We start from the raw sequence: 17,924 nt of genomic DNA, 5'->3' as shown, positions 1-17,924 counted from the left end.
GTTATAGCGAGTGGGCGGTGGGCCTGGTAATACCAAACGCCAGAATACGCATAAAAAAACGCCTTTTGGACCACGCGCGTCCATAAGGCGTTTGTACAATTAAAGGCTGAAACGACGGACCGGCTAAACGGTGTCTCTTCCGCGGGCAGCGGCCCGACGCCTGCCGTTAAGGCGTCGGGTGTCCGGCGTTAGCGGTTAGCGGAGACGTGTTTGGGAACGAAGCGGTCGCCGCGAAGCTGGTTGTGGTTGGGGGCGTTTTCGCGCAGTACGGTGAGGACTTCCTCGGCGCGGTCGTTCATGCCCAGGCCCTGGTAGCCTTCGACCATGGTGGCCAATGCGTCGCGGGTGGCGTTGGCTTCCGGGAAGTTCTCGATCACCCAGCGGCCGCGCTCGACGGCGGCAAGATAGGCGCCGCGACGCAGGTAGTAATCCGCCACGTGCAGCTCGTGCTGGGCTAAAAGCTCGCGCAGGTAGACGATGCGCTGCTGGGCGTCCGGGGCGTACTCGCTCTGCGGGAAGCGCTGAATCAGCTCGCGGAAATCGTTATAGGCATCCCGCGAGGCGCCAAGGTCGCGCTTGGAGATATCGATCAGGCGCAGGCGCTCGAGGCTGAAACGCCCGGCCTGCCAAGCCGACAGGCCGCGCAGGTAGTAGGCGTAATCCACCTGGGGGTGGTCGGGCTGCAAGCGAATGAAGCGGCTGGCCGCGGCGCGCGCCTCTTCCCAGTTGCCGTTTTCGTAGTAGGCGTAGATCAGCTCGAGCTGCGCCTGCTCGGCGTGAGCGCCGAAGGGGTAGCGGGTGTCCAGCGCTTCCAGCCGCTCGATGGCGATGGGGTAGCGGTTGTCTTCAAGCGCGGTGCGGGCAAGCTCGTAGAGCTCACGCTCCTGCACCCCGCCGAACTCGCCTTCGTCCTGCTCGGCGTCGTCGTTATTGTTGCTGGCGCAGCCGGCCAACAGGGCCAGGCTCAAGGCTACGGCGCCAAAGCGGTGGGCAGTGGAGAAAACGCGCATCATCATCCTCGTTGCAAACAAGCCTCAATCACCGAAAAGCGAAGATGGCCATAAGTAGAAATGGTAGAATAGGTCGCAATTGGCCCACTATAAAACACCTTGGCGCAAAACGCAGGCATCCTGGCGTTTCGTTCGGGGTTCTGTGTCTTAAAGAGGTTTTGCATGTCGCACATCATTGAAGCCACACGCCAGGTGCCCGCCGCCCTGGCTGGCGCTCGGTTGGACCAGGCCGCGGCCGAGTTGTTCAGCGAATACTCCCGCGAGCGCTTGAAAACGTGGATCAATGCCGGCGAGCTGACCGTGGACGGCGCGGCGGCCAAGCCCAAAGCCAAGCTTCACGGTTTGGAAACGCTGCATCTTCATACCACCCTGGAGGACGATACGCGCTTTGCCCCCCAGGAGATCGCCCTGGATATCGTGTATGAAGACGAGGCGATCATCGTGCTGAACAAGCCCGCCAATATGGTCGTTCACCCGGCGGCGGGCAACCCGGATGGCACGCTTTTGAACGCGCTGCTGTTTCATCACGGCGCGCTTGCCGAGATACCCCGGGCGGGGATCGTTCACCGGCTGGATAAAGACACCACCGGGTTGATGATGGTCGCCAAAACGCTGACCGCTCAGACCCGGCTGGTCGAGCAGCTGCAAGCGCGCAGCGTTTCGCGCCAGTACGATGCGGTGGTGCTGGGCAAGCCCGTCTCCGGGGCAACCGTCGATGCGCCCATTGGGCGCCATCCGAAGGATCGCAAGCGCCAGGCGGTCACCGCTTCGGGCAAGCCCGCCGTGACCCACTACCGGGTGGTCGAACGCTTTCGTGCCCACACCCACGTGCGCTGCCAACTGGAAACCGGGCGCACCCACCAGATTCGTGTACACATGGCCCACGCGCGCTACCCGCTGATTGGTGATCCGCTCTATAGCGGGCGTGCCAAGCTTCCGCCCGGGGCAAGCGAGCCGCTCAAGGAGATTCTTCGCGAGTTCCCTCGCCAGGCCCTTCACGCCCGTAAACTCAGCTTCATTCATCCGATCACCGAGGAGCCGATGACGTTCAGGGCGGCGCTTCCCGATGAGCTTTTAATGCTGCTGGACTACCTGCGCGAAGACAGCGAGACGCGGCGATGAGCGATGCCATCGATCTTCATCCGAGTCTCGTCGAGCCGGACTGGCCGGCCCCGGCCAACGTGCGCGGCTTCGTCACCACCCGCGAAACCGGCCCGAGTCAGGGAGATTTCGCCGCCTTCAACCCGGCCAATCACGTGGGCGACCACCCGGACCACGTAGCCCTTTGCCGGCGGCTTCTGCACAAGGAAATCGGCGACGACCGCCCGCTCTTGTGGCTCGACCAGATTCATGGCGCGCGGGTCCAGCAAACCTACCAGGCCACGCCGCCCAAGGCCGATGCCTCGATTGCCACGTCAACGCACTACGCCTGCGTGGTGCTGACCGCCGATTGTCTGCCGGTTTTTTTCTGTAACCGCCAGGGCAGCCAGGTGGCGGTCGCCCACGCGGGCTGGAAAGGCCTTGCCGGCGGCGTGCTGGAAGCGACCGTGGCCGCGATGAACTGCCCCGCCGACGATATTCTGGTGTGGCTGGGCCCGGCGATTTCCAACGCCCAGTTCGAGGTGGGCCCGGAGGTGTACGGCGCCTTCGTGGGCGCCCACCCGGAAACCATCGAGGCCTTCGAGCATAGCCCCTACCGGCTGAACCACTACATGGCGGATCTCTACCGGTTGGCGCGCTTTCGCCTGGCTGCGCTTGGCATCCACCACATCAGCGGCGGCCATTTCTGCACCGCCTGCGAGCCGCGCTTTTACTCTTACCGGCGCGATGCCGGCGCTACCGGGCGCATGGCAAGCGTGGTTTGGTTGCAGGATGTCTCGGCCTAAGCGATTTCTCGGCCTAAGCGATTAAAAAGCCCCAAAGGTGAAGCCCTTCGACAGGGCCACCTCTTGAAAGGGCGCTGAATCGGCACCATTTAATTTGTCAAGCCAACGCCTTTTTAGAGAGTTCCCATAACTTTTTAGAGGGTTCTCATAAAAAGCGCACCTGGCAGATTAAACCTTCGTTAGGGCCACGCCCGCGTCCAAACGCGCGGCTTTCCCCAGGAGAATGTCATGCGATTCGATAAATTCACCGCCAAACTACAAGCCGCCATTGCCGATGCACAGTCGCTGGCCGTCGGCCAGGGCCATAATCAGTTGGAACCGGTTCACCTATTGACCGCACTGCTGGATGCTAAAGACACCGGCATCAAGGCGCTGGTCGAAAAAGCCCAGGGTTCGAGTTCACGCCTGCGCGAGGGCCTCAAGCGTCAGCTCGATAACCTGCCAAAGGTTGGCCAGTTCGATGGCGACGTGCAGCCCTCCCGGGATCTGATCAAGCTCTTCAACCTCACCGACCGAGAAGCGCAAAAGCGTGGCGACCAGTTCATTGCAAGCGAACTGGTGCTGTTGGCGGCGCTGGATAACGGTGCGCTCGCCAAAACGCTGAAAGAGGCCGGGCTTAACCGCCAGGCGCTGGAAGCCGCGATCACGGGCCTTCGCGGCGGCGCCAACGTCGATGACGCCAACGCCGAAGACCAGCGCGAGGCGCTCAACAAGTACACCATGGATCTCACCCAGCGGGCGCTGGACGGCAAGCTCGACCCGGTGATCGGCCGCGACGACGAGATTCGCCGTACCATCCAGGTCCTCCAGCGGCGCACCAAGAACAACCCGGTATTGATCGGCGAGCCCGGCGTGGGTAAAACCGCCATCGTCGAGGGGCTTGCCAGCCGTATCGTGGATGGCGAGGTGCCGGAAGGGTTGAAAGACAAGCGCGTGCTCTCGCTCGACATGGGCTCTTTGCTTGCCGGTGCCAAGTTTCGCGGCGAGTTCGAGGAGCGCTTGAAAGCGGTGCTCAAGGAGCTCGCCCAGGAGGAGGGTCGCGTGATCCTCTTCATCGACGAGCTGCACACCATGGTCGGGGCGGGCAAAGCCGAAGGCGCGATGGACGCCGGCAACATGCTCAAACCGGCGCTTGCCCGGGGCGAGCTTCACTGCGTGGGCGCGACCACCCTGGACGAGTACCGCAAGTACATCGAAAAGGACGCAGCCCTGGAGCGCCGTTTCCAGAAAGTGCTGGTCGACGAGCCCTCGGAAGAGGACACCGTAGCGATTCTGCGCGGCCTTAAAGAGCGCTACGAAGTGCACCACGGCGTGGCCATCACCGATTCGGCGATCATCGCCGCGGCCAAGCTTTCTACGCGCTACATCACCGACCGGCAGCTTCCGGACAAAGCGATCGACCTGATCGACGAGGCCGCCTCGCGTATCCGCATGGAGCTCGACTCCAAGCCCGAAGCGATGGATCGCCTCGACCGCCGCTTGATCCAGCTCAAGATGGAGCGCGAGGCGCTCAAAAAAGAGACCGACGAGGCGACCAAAAAGCGTTTAGAGGCGCTAAGCGGTCATATCCTGGATCTCGAGCGCGAGTACGCCGACCTCGACGAGATCTGGAAGGCGGAAAAGGCCAGTATTCAGGGGGCGGCGCAGTTCAAGGCCGAGCTGGAGCAGGCCCGTACCGATCTGGAGCAGGCGCGCCGCCAGGGCGATCTGGGCCGGATGTCGGAAATTCAGTACGGCAGGATTCCCGAGCTCGAGAAGAAAATTGCCGAGAGTGGCGAGGGGGAAGCCGACACCGCCAGCCACCAGCTTCTTCGCTCCAACGTGACCGAAGAGGAGATCGCCGAGGTCGTTTCACGCTGGACCGGCATTCCGGTGTCCAAGATGCTCGAAGGCGAGCGCGACAAGCTTTTACGCATGGAAGAGGCGCTGCACGAACGCGTCATCGGCCAGGACGAGGCGGTGGAAGCGGTAGCCAACGCGGTGCGCCGCTCCCGGGCCGGGCTTTCGGACCCCAACCGGCCCAACGGCTCGTTTCTGTTTTTAGGCCCGACCGGGGTGGGCAAGACCGAGCTTTGCAAGTCGCTGGCCAACTTCCTCTTCGACACCGAAGAGGCAATGGTACGTATCGACATGTCCGAGTTCATGGAGAAGCACTCCGTGGCGCGGTTGATCGGCGCGCCTCCCGGCTACGTGGGGTATGAAGAGGGCGGTTATCTTACCGAGGCGGTGCGCCGCAAGCCCTACTCGGTGCTGCTGCTCGACGAGGTGGAGAAAGCCCACCCGGACGTGTTCAACATTTTGCTGCAGGTGCTCGAAGACGGCCGCCTGACCGATGGCCAGGGCCGTACGGTGGACTTTCGTAACACCGTGATCGTCATGACCTCGAACATGGGCTCGGACATCATCCAGCGTATGGGCGGCGATGCCGGCGATGAAGCGACCGGCTATGAGACGATGAAGAGCGCGGTGATGGAGGTGGTGGGCAACCACTTCCGTCCGGAACTCATCAACCGCATCGACGAAGTGGTGGTGTTCCACGCCCTGGGCCAAACCCAGATTCAGGCGATTGCGTCCATTCAGCTCGAGCGCCTCAAGGCGCGCCTCGCCGAACATGGCTTGCGTCTGGCGATTAGCGATGACGCCATGGCGCAGTTGGCCGTCGTGGGCTTTGACCCGGTCTATGGCGCAAGGCCGCTCAAGCGGGCGATTCAAAGCCGTATCGAAAACCCGCTGGCTCAGGACCTGCTGGCCGGCAAGTACGCCCCGGGCGCGACCATTCACATTAGCGCCGAGGAAGGGCGGCTGGTGTTTGCCTGATCCGCGTTTGATGAACTGGCCTTTATGAGCCCCCCTGGCCCCGCCCGGCTTGCCGCGGCGGGGCTTTTTGGTAAGTGACTGGTTTTTTTCGCCGGTTTTGGTGCGCCTGCCCTTGTTTGGGGCGATGAAAGGTTGACACGCCAGGCGCGCTATTGGAATCTTGTGGGTTCCTGATTTGCGGACGCGGACCCCTCGGGTAATCCCCTATCCCCGCGTGAAGGGTAGGCTTACGCCTTTACCCGCCGAAGGACTTCCAGGCCCCGCTAACCGCGTGGTCTGGCCAACGCCCCGACGCGGCGAACCGCCGCGAGAGGAAGTAGCCTCGAAGGCCCGCTTCCGATGAGAGTGCAGGCCCTAACCGGGCCGTATGCCAGGGTTTGGCATCAGGTGTCGGCACCGCCGGCAGCGGCATACCGCCGCACTCGACACCGCAGCTATCTGCGGATCGCACTCGAGACCTTTAGGGGAGAATTACTGTGGAACTGCTTTCCGGCGCAGACATGATCGCCCGCTTCTTGAAAGATGAGGGCGTCGAATATATTTATGGGTACCCCGGCGGGGCGGCGCTGCATATCTACGATGCGCTTTTCCGTCAGGACGATGTCAAACATATCCTCGTTCGCCACGAACAGGCAGCGACCCACGCCGCCGATGGCTACGCACGCGCCTCCGGCAAGCCCGGCGTGGTGCTGGTGACCTCTGGGCCCGGGGCGACCAACGCCGTGACCGGCATCGCCACCGCCTACATGGACTCCATTCCCATGGTCGTTTTGTGCGGCCAGGTGGCGAGCCACTTGATTGGCGAAGACGCCTTCCAGGAAACCGATATCGTGGGCGTGACGCGCCCGATCGTGAAGCACAGCTTCTCGATCCGTCACCCCTCCGAGATTCCGGACGTGCTGAAAAAGGCGTTTTATCTTGCCTCGACCGGCCGCCCGGGCCCGGTGGTGGTCGATATTCCCAAGGATATGACCGCCCCGACCGAGCGCTACGAGTACACCTACCCGAAAAAGGTCAAGCTGCGCTCGTATAACCCGGTCAGCCGCGGCCATACCGGCCAGATCAAAAAGGCCGTGGAGCTGATGCTCAAGGCCAAGCGCCCGGTTTTTTATACCGGCGGCGGCGTGGTGACGGGCAATGCCAGTGAAGGCTTGACCGATCTGGTCAAAAAGCTCGGCTTTCCGATCACCACTACCCTGATGGGCATTGGCGCCTACCCGCAAAGCGACAAGCAGTGTTTGGGGTGGTTGGGGATGCACGGCTCTTATGAGTCGAACATGGCCATGCACCACGCGGATCTGATCATCGCCATTGGTGCGCGCTTTGATGACCGGGTGACCAACAACACCTCCAAGTTCTGCCCCACGGCCAAGATCATTCATGTGGACGTGGACCCGAGCTCGATCTCCAAGACCGTGCGCGCGGACGTGCCGATCGTCGGCCCCGCGGCGGGCGTCATCAACGAGATGATCAGCCTGACCCAGGGCCGTACGGTAGAGCACGCCCAGGCGCTAGGCGAGTGGTGGGAGAAAATCGACGGCTGGCGCTTTGAGCGTGAAGGCAAGCTTTATGAGCCTTCCAAAGCCGGTGAGGCGCTCAAGCCCCAGGAAGTGGTCGAGGCGGTGTGCCGCGTCACGCGGGGTGAGGCGTTCGTCACCACCGACGTGGGCCAGCACCAGATGTTTGCCGCCCAGTACTACAAGTTCGACAAGCCCAACCGGCTGGTCACCTCTGGCGGGCTTGGCACCATGGGCTTTGGTTTTCCGGCGGCCATGGGCATCAAGAAGAGCTACCCGGATGACGACGTGGTGTGCATCACCGGCGAAGGCAGCTTCCAGATGATGATGCAGGAGCTCTCGACCTGTAAGCAGTACGGGGTCGGGGTCAAAATCGTCAATCTGAATAACCAGTCGCTGGGGATGGTGCGCCAATGGCAGGACTTGAACTACAAGTCGCGCCACGCCCACTCCTACATGGAGTCGCTACCGGATTTTCATCTGTTGATCGAGGCCTACGGCTTCACCGCGATCACCGTGACCACCATGGAGGAGCTCGAACCGGCGCTGGAGCGGGCCTTTGCCGACAAGCACGAGCTGGTGTTTTTGGATATCAAGGTCGACCCCTTCGAGCACGTCTATCCGATGCAGGTGCCCCTGGGCGCGATGCGCGACATGCTGCTGTCTAAAACGGAGCGTACCTGATGCGTCATATCATCTCGATTCTTCTGGAAAACGAACCGGGTGCGCTATCACGTGTGGTGGGCTTGTTTTCTCAGCGTAATTACAACATCGAAACCCTCAACGTGGCGCCCACCGAGGACCCGTCGCTTTCGCGTTTGACGGTCACGACGGTGGGCGACGACCGGGTGATCGAGCAGATCACCAAGCACCTCAACAAGCTGATCGATGTGGTCAAGCTGGTCGATTTGACCGAGGGCAACCACATCGAGCGCGAGCTGATGCTGGTGAAGGTAAAAGCGCTGGGCGCGGCCCGGGACGAAGTGAAGCGCACGGTGGATATCTTCCGCGCGCAGATCGTCGACGTCACCCCGAGTCTCTACACCGTGCAAATCACCGGCGACGCCGCCAAGCTGGACGCCTTCCTTCAGGCCATGGCGCCGGTCGGCATTCTCGAAGTAGGGCGCACCGGGGTCTCGGGTATTGCCCGGGGAGATAAGGTGCTGTCGCTTTAGTCTGAGTGAAAGTACCCGCTGTCATTAGCGAAAAAACCGGTCAACGACAGTTGACCGGTTTTTTTAATGAATGGGGTTAGCCAATCTCACCGACTACCCCATGGAAGGCCTCAGCGCGCCGCCGACGGTAGAACATACTGTGGTTGCGGTAGCCATATAAAAGCTACTCGTCTCCTTCAAAAGCCACACAGTCCTGATGATACTGGTCGGTAAAATCATCCACGGAAGAAAACATATTCAGATCATAAGTAGACGCCTTGGCAAGGGCGAGGTCATGAGAGGCCGAAGCAGACGTCTCCTCTTGTTTGGCTTTCTCTAATTCTTCTTCTTCAAAATCTCTGGATACAGTGCTGCCGGATAAGTGCTCTCGCATCAATATCCCTGCCACTGCAGCTGCCATTTCGCACGATTTGGGGCGAGTGTAGGCCCCTATAGGGCCATCAAAAGACTCAATAGTATCACTGGCACGTGCTCCAAAACTATCGAAGGTATCAGCTTGTACGACGCTACAGCTGAGCAGGAAAACGGCTGCTGTGGTAAGTAGTTGCTTATGGTGCATCCTGGTTGGCTCTTGGTTAGTCAAAGGTGTGGGGCTTGGCAACGCATAAAACATACCGAGGGGCGACGAGTGGTCAATGAGTTGAATGACCGACCAGAAAGCTCCTCGATTGGAAAGCATTGGCACAGGCGCTGGCTGATGATTCAGAAGCCCTGAATATCGCAGATGCTGCATTGAAAGCTTGAATTGAGTATCAGAGGTCTGGAGCTATTTTTCCTCTAGACAGTCTTGATAGAATTGTTCCTTGAATTCTTCGGGGGAAGAGAATTGATCCAGGTCATACGAATAAGCTTTCACAATAGATAGCTCTATAGCGTTCAGATGATGGTTAGCCTCTGCTTCTTCTAGAGACGCATCCAGTTCATCACCTTCTAGGGTTTCCATCGCAGGATGGCCTCCCTTATGGATAGTTAGTATTTGTTCTGTGATTTCTGATGCCATTGCGCAGGAGTCTGTTTTATCGAGAGAACCTAGAGATTCTACCCGTGCTCCGTAACTGTTGTAGTAATCCGCGTGGGCGGTGCTGCTGGCAATCAATAGGGCGGCTGCTGTCATGAAGAGCGGTTTTTTATGCATCGGTTTGCTATCCTGGTTTTATCAAATTAAGTTAAAGTAGGGTCCCCTGAACGAAATGGTTAGTCAATAGTTTTGCCGATTAATGAGTGCTCAGGTGGTACAGGGCTCGATAAGCAGTGGGGGAATGCTGCTGCGGTTAGTAACCATAGTGCCTGCGGCCTCGAATGATATCCGAACGATGGCCTGAATAATGAATGGAGATTTTATGCCGTTATTTAAAATGTGGACCGCAATTCTGTTGATGGCCATGGCACTGCCTGCATGTGCCAATTCGCCTTCCTATTCAACGGATGCGGGCTACTACTTTTCCGAACCTGCCCAGCGAGCATTGGCTGTCGCCGCCGGGCGGGGCGATATTGAGGCCATGCAACAAGCACTCAACCAAGGTGCCGACCCTAATATGCCAGGTAAGGATGGCATGACCCCGCTTTTCTGGTCGGTAACGGACACGCTGGGTGTCAATATCGAAGGATTTCGTTATTTGTTGGAGCACGGTGGTGACCCCAATCTCGTAGTCGTTGACGAGGACAAGCCTGGCATAAGCACTATTCACTTAATTTATCTGGCTTTTACGCAAACTAACCCAGCGTTTCTAGAGGCAGCATTAGAAGCAGGCGCCGATCCCAATACGATAGTCAATACAAGAAAGGGAAATACTCTACTATTTGAGAGAAAATTGGATTTTTATATTGACAATGTGAATTTGTTAATAGAGCACGGCGCTGATGTAAATCATAGGGGGCAATTCCAGGCACCCCCTTTGCATCGAGCACTGTACGGTAGCGAATATAAGACTGCCTTGGCCTTAATTAAAGCGGGCGCTGACCCTACACTAGAAAACGAAGTAAATGGTACAACTGCTCTGGGAATAATCGAGGAGTTCCATGATAGAGAAGGTGGACATGACTACAACCAGCTTATTAATGCCTTGAAGGAAAAAGGTTATCTCGACGAATCCTTTTGAGTTTGAGTCTTTAGATGAAAAGATTGTCGCAACAAGGTCAGGCACTAACAGAATTTATTGTGGTCACCACCTTCCTGCTGGCCCCACTGTTTCTGATCGTGCCGGTTTTGGCAATAGTGATTTCCCTAAAGCAGGATGAAAAGTCGAATGCTGGCTTTTTTAACAACCCCATAAACGAGCTAAAGCCAGACGGCCTTGGTCGACTGGTTCTTCGTTGTTCAACTGGACTAACTGACCTTGATCTCTTTCTGAGTAGTGAAAGGGGAAGGTCGGTAGCGTGGCCCGTGACGAAGTAAAGCGGGTGGTCGCTATCTTTCGCGCGTATATCGTCGGCTTCACGGCGGGCCTCTACACCGTACAAATCACCGGCGACGCCACCAAGCCGAGCGCCTTCCTTCAGGCAGTGGCCCCGGACGGCATCCTCAAAGTGGGGCTCATCGGTGGGCGGGTTTGCCCGGGGATAATGTGTGTCGCTTTAACGCGTTAGCTAATATGGCAATCGCTCGGCAAAAAGCCAATCAGCAGAAGCTGACCGGCTTTTTGGTTAAGGCGTATCAATAACAACCGATGACTAGCCAGTACGTGTCCGGTGTAACCAAGCGATAGGTGTAGCTGATGACACGAGAGTGAAGCCTACTTAATCCTCCAAGCAGTCCTGGTAAAACTGCTCACGAAAACTCTCGGCAGAAGAAAACTCGTCCAGGTCGTAGGTGTACACTTTAACCACAGCCAACCCGGTTGACATGATGCTGTAATCTTCCTCGGCTTGCTGTACCTCCTCCTCGAGTTCATTATCCTCGATAACGGGATGCTTGGGCGCGCCTGCCAAATGATTATCCATGATCGATCCCGCCATTTGCGAGACCATGTCACATGAATCTTCTTGGGTAAATAATCCGCTTGTATTTTGTTTAAGCACTTGGTCGCGTGCAGCGCCGTAGCTATTAAAATAGTCGGCATAAGCGACGGTACTGCCCATCATTAAAGCTGCCATTATGGCAAGCAAGTTATTTTTAAGCATCGACTTTCTCTCTTGATTGTTTCAGGTTAAGTTAACGTAGAGTGTCTTGATCATGGTGATTCGTCAATAGTCTTGTCGATTGCTTGGGTGTGGAAGGGGCGCAGTGCTTCTAAAAGCATCGCTATACTGCTTTCCATGAGCGCGCAGCTTATAACGCCAGCTAATGCCAAGTCGGTACATTGAAAACGAATGGAGATTTTATGCAAATACTAAGAGTTTGGGCCTTGATCTTACTGATGGCCATGGCGCTGCCTGCCTGCGCCAATTTCTCTACCTACTCACAGCAACCGGGTAGCTACTTTTCCGATCCGGTGCAACTGGCGCTTGCCGAAGCAGCCGGGCAAGGCGATCTTGAAGCTATACAGCAGGCACTGGATGCGGGCGCCGATCCCAACGCGTCCGGTGAAGACGGCATGACACCGCTTTTCTGGTCAGTCACGATGGAGGCCAATCTCGAGGCGTTTCGCTACATGTTGAGTCATGGTGGCGATCCCAATTTGGTAGTGGTCGACGAAGATAAGCCTGGAGTAAGTACTATATATCTTATATATCAGGCCTTTAAGAACCCCGATCCTGCATTTATCGAAGTGGCTCTGCAAGCAGGGGCTGATCCGGACACACAAGTCCGCGAGGAGAATACGTTATTGTTTCAGCCTATGGCAGATGAGTATATCGACCAAATAAATTTGGTGATAGCTCATGGCGCTGATGTTAATTATCGAGATAAGTTTGGTAATACGCCGCTATATGATGCTGTATTAGGCGATGAGTATCAAACCGCTTTAGCGCTTCTGGACGCCGGAGCTGATCCTGAATTAAAAAACGTCAATGATAGCTCTGCTATTGGCGCGATAGAAATGTTTCGTGATAGAAGAGGGGGAGAGAGTTATAGAGCTTTTGTCGAGGCTTTGAAAGAAAAAGGCTATCTCGACGAATCCTTTTGAGTTTGAGTCTTTAGATGAAAAGATCGTCGCAACAAGGCCAGGCACTAACGGAATTTATTGTGGTCAGCACCTTTCTGCTGGTCCCACTGTTTCTGATCGTGCCGGTTTTGACAAAAGTGATTTTCCAAACGTAGCACTCGATCCAGGCGCTTGCGATTTCGCCAGCTGTTTACAGTGCTGCTTTTTTGCGCATCCAGGGCTATTTTGCTAATTTTGATTAATTTCAAATACCGAAAGCCGTGCGATTCGCCAAAAACTCTTCAGTGCTCGTTCACCGTAGCCCAAAAAGCATCGATCATCGGTGTTTTCAAGCGCCGGTTGAGCACGCAAAGGCCTACGTCGTAGTGGGGTAGCTCGGGTTTGACCGGCAGAACCTGCACGCGTCCGGCCAGCGGGCTGTTATCCAGTACGATTTTGGGCACTACCCCGACCCCAAAGCCCAGCGCCACCATGCTGACGATCGCTTCGTGCCCGGCCACCTGAGCGTAGATGCGTGGCGCTACGCCCATCGCCTTGAACCAGGTGTTGGCGTACTCCCGTGATAATCCGGCTTCCGAGAGAATCATCGGCACCTCTCGCCATTGCTCGGCGGTGGAGCTTGCCGGCGCTTTGGGCAGCCACGCGTAAGCGTACATCGGTGCGATAAACAGCAGCGGCGAGCGGGTGAGGGATTTGAAGGTGAGGGCGCTTGGCGGGATGCGCGGGCGTGGGGTGATCGCCATGTCGTCCTGGCCTTCCAGCACGCGGGACATCGCCTCGGCCGGGTCGCCGGTGTGTAACTTGAGTTCGATACCGGGGTGGCGTTGGCGTACGTCGCTCAAAAGTTCGTACAGGAAGCTGTAGCTGGCGGTTACCGAGCAGTAAATGCTGATTTCACCGAAAAGCTCCGTTGCTCCGGCGGCCAGGGTGCGCTTTTGAAGCTCCCACTGTTCGAGTGCTTCCCGGGCGTAGCGCTGAAATGCTTCCCCCTGGGGGGTGAGCGTCACGTGGCGGTTGTCGCGCTCGAAAAGCCGCGCGCCCAATTCGCTTTCCAACTGTTGGATCGAACGGCTAAGTGTCGAGGGGCTTATGTGGCATAGCTCGCTAGCGCGGCCGAAGTGCAGCGTGTCCGAAAGCGCCAGGGCGTGTTTAAACAGGCGGAAGTCCATCGCAGTCTCTGTGTTTCACTATTTGAAATAGTATCTTGCAAATATAGCGTTTTACGCAACGATTGGCGCGGCGTAGAGTTAACTCATCGCCACATACCGACGCCGCACCACGGCTCGGTTGGCCAGCAACGCTGAAGCCGTTTCGCATAAACGGTTTAAAAAAGACACGATTCGATAACGACTTTTAGGAGACCACCATGCGCGTTTTTTACGATAAAGATTGCGACCTTTCCCTGATCCAGGCCAAGAAGGTCACCATCGTGGGTTACGGCTCCCAGGGGCACGCCCACGCCAACAACCTGAAAGAGTCCGGTGTCGATGTCACCGTGGCGCTGCGCCAGGGGTCTTCCTCTGCTTCCAAGGCCGAAGCGGCGGGTCTTAACGTGGCAAGCGTTGCCGATGCGTGCAAAACCGCCGACGTGGTGATGCTGCTCGCCCCGGACGAGAACCAGAAAGCGATCTACGAGCAGGAAGTCGAGCCGAACCTGAAAGAGGGCGCGACGTTGGCGTTCGCCCACGGTTTCAACATCCACTACAACCAGATCGAGCCGCGCCAGGACCTGGACGTGATCATGATCGCGCCGAAAGCGCCGGGCCACACCGTGCGTTCCGAGTTCGTCAAAGGCGGCGGTATCCCGGATCTAATTGCCATTCACCAGGATGCATCCGGCAACGCCAAGGAACTCGCGCTCTCTTACGCCGCGGGCGTGGGCGGTGGTCGCAGCGGTATCATCGAAACTACCTTTAAGGACGAAACCGAAACCGATTTGTTTGGCGAGCAGGCAGTCCTTTGCGGCGGCGCGGTCGAACTTGTAAAAGCGGGCTTCGAAACGTTGACCGAAGCGGGCTACGCGCCGGAAATGGCCTACTTCGAGTGCCTACACGAGCTCAAGCTGATCGTCGACTTGATGTATGAAGGCGGCATCGCCAACATGAACTACTCGATCTCCAACAATGCGGAGTACGGCGAGTACGTGACCGGCACCGAAGTGATCAACGAGCAGTCTCGTGAAGCGATGCGCAATGCGCTCAAGCGCATTCAGACTGGCGAGTACGCCAAGATGTTCATCAGCGAAGGTACTTCCAACTACCCGTCGATGACCGCGCGCCGTCGTCTGAACGCCGAGCACGAAATCGAGCAGGTCGGTGCCAAACTGCGCGGCATGATGCCGTGGATCGCGGCCAACCAGTTGGTCGACAAGAGCAAAAACTGATTCGATACCTGTATCGTAAAGTTGGTTGCTATTAAAGAAGGGCGCGTTTATCGCGCCCTTTTTGCGTTTGGTGCCGGGTGCCAATAGCGGTAGCCGTTGGCCGGGTAGCGTGTAGAATGAAAACCTGCCTATACATGACTTCACATTAGGGATGACGCTTATGACTCAGGATGCTCGCGACCAAGAGCCAGGACATACTCCGCCGCCTTATAATCCAGAGAAGGACAGCGAGTCGGTCAGCAACGAAGATCTCGCCACGGCATTTTTGCGCGAAACCGAGGTCGTCGAAGAAGCCGTCGAAGACGGTCAGAAGATCCGTCGCAAAGGCATTTACCTGCTGCCCAACCTGTTTACGACCTCGGCGCTGTTCTCCGGCTTTTTTGCGGTGGTCGCCGGTATCAACGGTGATTTTAGCGCGGCGGCGGTGGCTATCTTCATCGCCATGGTGCTCGACGGCCTCGATGGCCGCGTGGCGCGCATGACCAATACGCAAAGCGCCTTCGGCGCCGAGTATGACAGTCTGGCCGACATGATCTCCTTTGGCATGGCGCCGGCATTGGTGGCGTTTAGCTGGATTCTTCAGGATATCGGCAAGACCGGCTGGGTCGTCGCCTTCTTGTACGTTGCCTGTGCCGCGCTCAGATTGGCACGGTTCAACGTGCAGATCGGCAGTACCGACAAAAAGTGGTTCATCGGCTTGCCAAGCCCTTCCGCCGCCGCACTGGTTGCCGCCAGCGTATGGACCTTCCACAGCTTCGATGCCGATGCCTTTGGCTTCAAGCTTTTAATGCTGGTCGTGGTGGGTGCGGCAGGCGTGTTGATGGTGAGTAACATTCGCTACTACAGTTTCAAGGAGCTCGACTTCAAAAAGCCGGTACCTTTTGTCGTACTACTGGCCGTCGTGCTCGGTTTTGTCATGATCTCGGTCGAGCCATCGGTCATGCTACTACTACTGTTTGGCGCTTATGTGCTCTCGGGCCCGGTTTACGCGGTCGTGCGCAAGGCTAAAAGCAAGAGCAAGCAGGGCGGTACCCGCTAAAGGTTACGCTGGCGTGACGCTTATGTGTTCTTTTAATAAAGCTTTTTCAAAAAGCCCTTGCACTCTCGGCAGTGAATCCGTAAAGTACGCATCCGCTGCCGGGGACGCAAGGCGTTGCCAGCGGTGAATGAGAGTGAAAACTCTCGGTTTGTCAGGAGGTTAGCGTTTTTTTGTTCGCTCGCTTCACTCGCCAAAATCGGCGGTTGACAAACTTCAGGAAATGCGTAGAATACGCCTTCCTCGCTACGGCAACCGGCTCAGGTCATCGAGTCAGTGTTTAAGTCGAAGCGAAACCGCTCTTTAACAATTTGATCAGGTAATTCATGTGGGCGTTTGCCGATGAGGGTGACAAGTCACCAAACATCAAGGCAAGCGCACAAGAAGAGTTTTCGAATTCTTCAAATTCGTTTGAACCTTGAGCCAGGATTGATTCGCCTCTGTTGCTTTCGAGCGACAGGCAAGAATCACAATGATTTTAAACTGAAGAGTTTGATCATGGCTCAGATTGAACGCTGGCGGCAGGCTTAACACATGCAAGTCGAGCGGTAACAGGTCCAGCTTGCTGGACGCTGACGAGCGGCGGACGGGTGAGTAATGCATAGGAATCTACCCGGTAGTGGGGGATAACCTGGGGAAACCCAGGCTAATACCGCATACGTCCTACGGGAGAAAGGGGGCTCCGGCTCCCGCTATCGGATGAGCCTATGTCGGATTAGCTGGTTGGTGAGGTAACGGCTCACCAAGGCAACGATCCGTAGCTGGTCTGAGAGGATGATCAGCCACATCGGGACTGAGACACGGCCCGAACTCCTACGGGAGGCAGCAGTGGGGAATATTGGACAATGGGCGCAAGCCTGATCCAGCCATGCCGCGTGTGTGAAGAAGGCTTTCGGGTTGTAAAGCACTTTCAGCGAGGAAGAACGCCTGGCGGTTAATACCCGCCAGGAAAGACATCACTCGCAGAAGAAGCACCGGCTAACTCCGTGCCAGCAGCCGCGGTAATACGGAGGGTGCAAGCGTTAATCGGAATTACTGGGCGTAAAGCGCGCGTAGGTGGCATGACAAGCCGGTTGTGAAAGCCCCGGGCTCAACCTGGGAACGGCATCCGGAACTGTCACGCTAGAGTGCAGGAGAGGAAGGTGGAATTCCCGGTGTAGCGGTGAAATGCGTAGAGATCGGGAGGAATACCAGTGGCGAAGGCGGCCTTCTGGACTGACACTGACACTGAGGTGCGAAAGCGTGGGTAGCAAACAGGATTAGATACCCTGGTAGTCCACGCCGTAAACGATGTCGACCAGCCGTTGGGTGCCTTGTGCACTTTGTGGCGAAGTTAACGCGATAAGTCGACCGCCTGGGGAGTACGGCCGCAAGGTTAAAACTCAAATGAATTGACGGGGGCCCGCACAAGCGGTGGAGCATGTGGTTTAATTCGATGCAACGCGAAGAACCTTACCTACCCTTGACATCCTGCGAACCCGGAAGAGATTCCGGGGTGCCTTCGGGAACGCAGAGACAGGTGCTGCATGGCTGTCGTCAGCTCGTGTTGTGAAATGTTGGGTTAAGTCCCGTAACGAGCGCAACCCTTGTCCCTATTTGCCAGCACGTAATGGTGGGAACTCTAGGGAGACTGCCGGTGACAAACCGGAGGAAGGTGGGGACGACGTCAAGTCATCATGGCCCTTACGGGTAGGGCTACACACGTGCTACAATGGCCGGTACAAAGGGCTGCGAACTCGCGAGAGTAAGCGAATCCCGGAAAGCCGGTCTCAGTCCGGATCGGAGTCTGCAACTCGACTCCGTGAAGTCGGAATCGCTAGTAATCGTGGATCAGAATGCCACGGTGAATACGTTCCCGGGCCTTGTACACACCGCCCGTCACACCATGGGAGTGGACTGCACCAGAAGTGGTTAGCCTAACTTTGGAGGGCGATCACCACGGTGTGGTTCATGACTGGGGTGAAGTCGTAACAAGGTAGCCGTAGGGGAACCTGCGGCTGGATCACCTCCTTAAACGATGCGTCACTCTCCCGGCAAGCGCTCACAATGAATTACCT

General features: G+C 57.2%; 15 protein-coding genes and 1 rRNA gene. 11 read left to right on the top strand and 5 right to left on the bottom strand.

Annotated features, from left to right (window positions below):
* Nucleotides 1-188 precede the first annotated feature (188 nt).
* Complete coding sequence (locus ACWHXT_RS14365) at nt 189-1,010, bottom strand: outer membrane protein assembly factor BamD (protein ID WP_447956336.1); 822 nt, start codon at nt 1,008-1,010, stop codon at nt 189-191.
* Nucleotides 1,011-1,172: 162 nt separating this feature from the next.
* Between ACWHXT_RS14365 and rluD the strand changes: the two genes are divergently transcribed.
* From rluD to ilvN, 5 genes are all read left to right on the top strand, one after another.
* Nucleotides 1,173-2,132: a 23S rRNA pseudouridine(1911/1915/1917) synthase RluD gene (rluD, locus tag ACWHXT_RS14360; RefSeq protein WP_447956335.1), complete on the top strand. Its 960-nt coding sequence runs from the start codon at nt 1,173-1,175 to the stop codon at nt 2,130-2,132.
* The gene (gene pgeF / locus ACWHXT_RS14355) at nt 2,129-2,896 is read left to right on the top strand and encodes a peptidoglycan editing factor PgeF (protein WP_447894285.1); all 768 of its coding nucleotides are present in this window, start codon (nt 2,129-2,131) and stop codon (nt 2,894-2,896) included. The genes rluD and pgeF overlap by 4 nt, the downstream gene beginning before the upstream one ends.
* 228 nt (nt 2,897-3,124) lie before the next feature.
* Nucleotides 3,125-5,713 carry an ATP-dependent chaperone ClpB gene (clpB, locus tag ACWHXT_RS14350; RefSeq protein WP_447956334.1) on the top strand — a complete coding sequence of 863 codons (2,589 nt, stop codon included), beginning with the start codon at nt 3,125-3,127 and terminating at the stop codon, nt 5,711-5,713.
* A gap of 476 nt (nt 5,714-6,189) precedes the next feature.
* Nucleotides 6,190-7,914, top strand: a complete 1,725-nt coding sequence (locus ACWHXT_RS14345) for an acetolactate synthase 3 large subunit (RefSeq protein WP_447956333.1) — start codon at nt 6,190-6,192, stop codon at nt 7,912-7,914.
* Nucleotides 7,914-8,405 carry an acetolactate synthase small subunit gene (gene ilvN / locus ACWHXT_RS14340; RefSeq protein ID WP_447529874.1) on the top strand — a complete coding sequence of 164 codons (492 nt, stop codon included), beginning with the start codon at nt 7,914-7,916 and terminating at the stop codon, nt 8,403-8,405. Before ACWHXT_RS14345 ends, ilvN begins: the two co-directional genes overlap by 1 nt.
* Nucleotides 8,406-8,568: 163 nt before the next feature.
* Here ilvN and ACWHXT_RS14335 read toward each other — a convergent pair whose 3' ends face one another.
* A complete protein-coding gene (locus tag ACWHXT_RS14335) occupies nt 8,569-8,964 on the bottom strand; it encodes a hypothetical protein (RefSeq protein ID WP_447956332.1) in 396 nt (131 codons plus the stop codon).
* Nucleotides 8,965-9,171: 207 nt separating this feature from the next.
* Complete coding sequence (locus ACWHXT_RS14330; protein ID WP_447956331.1) at nt 9,172-9,540, bottom strand: hypothetical protein; 369 nt, start codon at nt 9,538-9,540, stop codon at nt 9,172-9,174.
* 205 nt (nt 9,541-9,745) lie between these two features.
* On the opposite strand from ACWHXT_RS14330, the gene ACWHXT_RS14325 reads away from it, so the two are divergent.
* Both ACWHXT_RS14325 and ACWHXT_RS14320 read left to right on the top strand, forming a co-directional pair.
* Nucleotides 9,746-10,504 carry an ankyrin repeat domain-containing protein gene (locus ACWHXT_RS14325; protein WP_447956330.1) on the top strand — a complete coding sequence of 253 codons (759 nt, stop codon included), beginning with the start codon at nt 9,746-9,748 and terminating at the stop codon, nt 10,502-10,504.
* Nucleotides 10,505-10,781: 277 nt separating this feature from the next.
* On the top strand, nt 10,782-10,991 hold the full coding sequence (locus ACWHXT_RS14320) for a hypothetical protein (protein ID WP_447956329.1): 210 nt from the start codon (nt 10,782-10,784) through the stop codon (nt 10,989-10,991).
* Nucleotides 10,992-11,141: 150 nt separating this feature from the next.
* On the opposite strand, the gene ACWHXT_RS14315 is transcribed toward ACWHXT_RS14320, so the two are convergent.
* Entirely contained in the window at nt 11,142-11,525 is a 384-nt protein-coding gene (locus ACWHXT_RS14315; protein ID WP_447956328.1) for a hypothetical protein, read from the bottom strand.
* A gap of 200 nt (nt 11,526-11,725) precedes the next feature.
* Here ACWHXT_RS14315 and ACWHXT_RS14310 point away from each other — a divergent pair, with 200 nt between their 5' ends.
* The gene (locus ACWHXT_RS14310) at nt 11,726-12,469 is read left to right on the top strand and encodes an ankyrin repeat domain-containing protein (RefSeq protein ID WP_447956327.1); all 744 of its coding nucleotides are present in this window, start codon (nt 11,726-11,728) and stop codon (nt 12,467-12,469) included.
* A gap of 260 nt (nt 12,470-12,729) precedes the next feature.
* Here ACWHXT_RS14310 and ilvY read toward each other — a convergent pair whose 3' ends face one another.
* Nucleotides 12,730-13,617 (bottom strand): HTH-type transcriptional activator IlvY, encoded by an 888-nt coding sequence (gene ilvY, locus ACWHXT_RS14305; protein ID WP_447956326.1) that lies wholly within the window; start codon nt 13,615-13,617, stop codon nt 12,730-12,732.
* A gap of 197 nt (nt 13,618-13,814) precedes the next feature.
* Here ilvY and ilvC point away from each other — a divergent pair, with 197 nt between their 5' ends.
* The 3 genes from ilvC (at nt 13,815) to ACWHXT_RS14290 (ending at nt 17,880) form a co-directional block, all read left to right on the top strand.
* Nucleotides 13,815-14,831: a ketol-acid reductoisomerase gene (gene ilvC / locus ACWHXT_RS14300; RefSeq protein ID WP_447529862.1), complete on the top strand. Its 1,017-nt coding sequence runs from the start codon at nt 13,815-13,817 to the stop codon at nt 14,829-14,831.
* A 160-nt stretch (nt 14,832-14,991) separates the two neighbouring features.
* The gene (gene pssA / locus ACWHXT_RS14295; RefSeq protein ID WP_447956325.1) at nt 14,992-15,870 is read left to right on the top strand and encodes a CDP-diacylglycerol--serine O-phosphatidyltransferase; all 879 of its coding nucleotides are present in this window, start codon (nt 14,992-14,994) and stop codon (nt 15,868-15,870) included.
* 477 nt (nt 15,871-16,347) lie between these two features.
* Nucleotides 16,348-17,880: ribosomal RNA gene (locus tag ACWHXT_RS14290) — 16S ribosomal RNA — on the top strand.
* Nucleotides 17,881-17,924 lie beyond the last annotated feature (44 nt).

It is taken from the genome of Vreelandella halophytica (assembly GCF_968193635.1).
Note: the sequence above shows the minus strand (reverse complement) of the source record. Positions and strands in the feature narration are given on the sequence as shown.

Coding starts and splice junctions, on each gene's coding strand:
- ACWHXT_RS14365 (WP_447956336.1), bottom strand. CDS start 1,010: ATGCGCGTTTTCTCCACTGCCCACCGCTTTGGCGCCGTAGCCTTGAGC.
- rluD (WP_447956335.1), top strand. CDS start 1,173: ATGTCGCACATCATTGAAGCCACACGCCAGGTGCCCGCCGCCCTGGCT.
- pgeF (WP_447894285.1), top strand. CDS start 2,129: ATGAGCGATGCCATCGATCTTCATCCGAGTCTCGTCGAGCCGGACTGG.
- clpB (WP_447956334.1), top strand. CDS start 3,125: ATGCGATTCGATAAATTCACCGCCAAACTACAAGCCGCCATTGCCGAT.
- ilvN (WP_447529874.1), top strand. CDS start 7,914: ATGCGTCATATCATCTCGATTCTTCTGGAAAACGAACCGGGTGCGCTA.
- ACWHXT_RS14335 (WP_447956332.1), bottom strand. CDS start 8,964: ATGCACCATAAGCAACTACTTACCACAGCAGCCGTTTTCCTGCTCAGC.
- ACWHXT_RS14330 (WP_447956331.1), bottom strand. CDS start 9,540: ATGCATAAAAAACCGCTCTTCATGACAGCAGCCGCCCTATTGATTGCC.
- ACWHXT_RS14325 (WP_447956330.1), top strand. CDS start 9,746: ATGCCGTTATTTAAAATGTGGACCGCAATTCTGTTGATGGCCATGGCA.
- ACWHXT_RS14315 (WP_447956328.1), bottom strand. CDS start 11,525: ATGCTTAAAAATAACTTGCTTGCCATAATGGCAGCTTTAATGATGGGC.
- ACWHXT_RS14310 (WP_447956327.1), top strand. CDS start 11,726: ATGCAAATACTAAGAGTTTGGGCCTTGATCTTACTGATGGCCATGGCG.
- ilvY (WP_447956326.1), bottom strand. CDS start 13,617: ATGGACTTCCGCCTGTTTAAACACGCCCTGGCGCTTTCGGACACGCTG.
- ilvC (WP_447529862.1), top strand. CDS start 13,815: ATGCGCGTTTTTTACGATAAAGATTGCGACCTTTCCCTGATCCAGGCC.
- pssA (WP_447956325.1), top strand. CDS start 14,992: ATGACTCAGGATGCTCGCGACCAAGAGCCAGGACATACTCCGCCGCCT.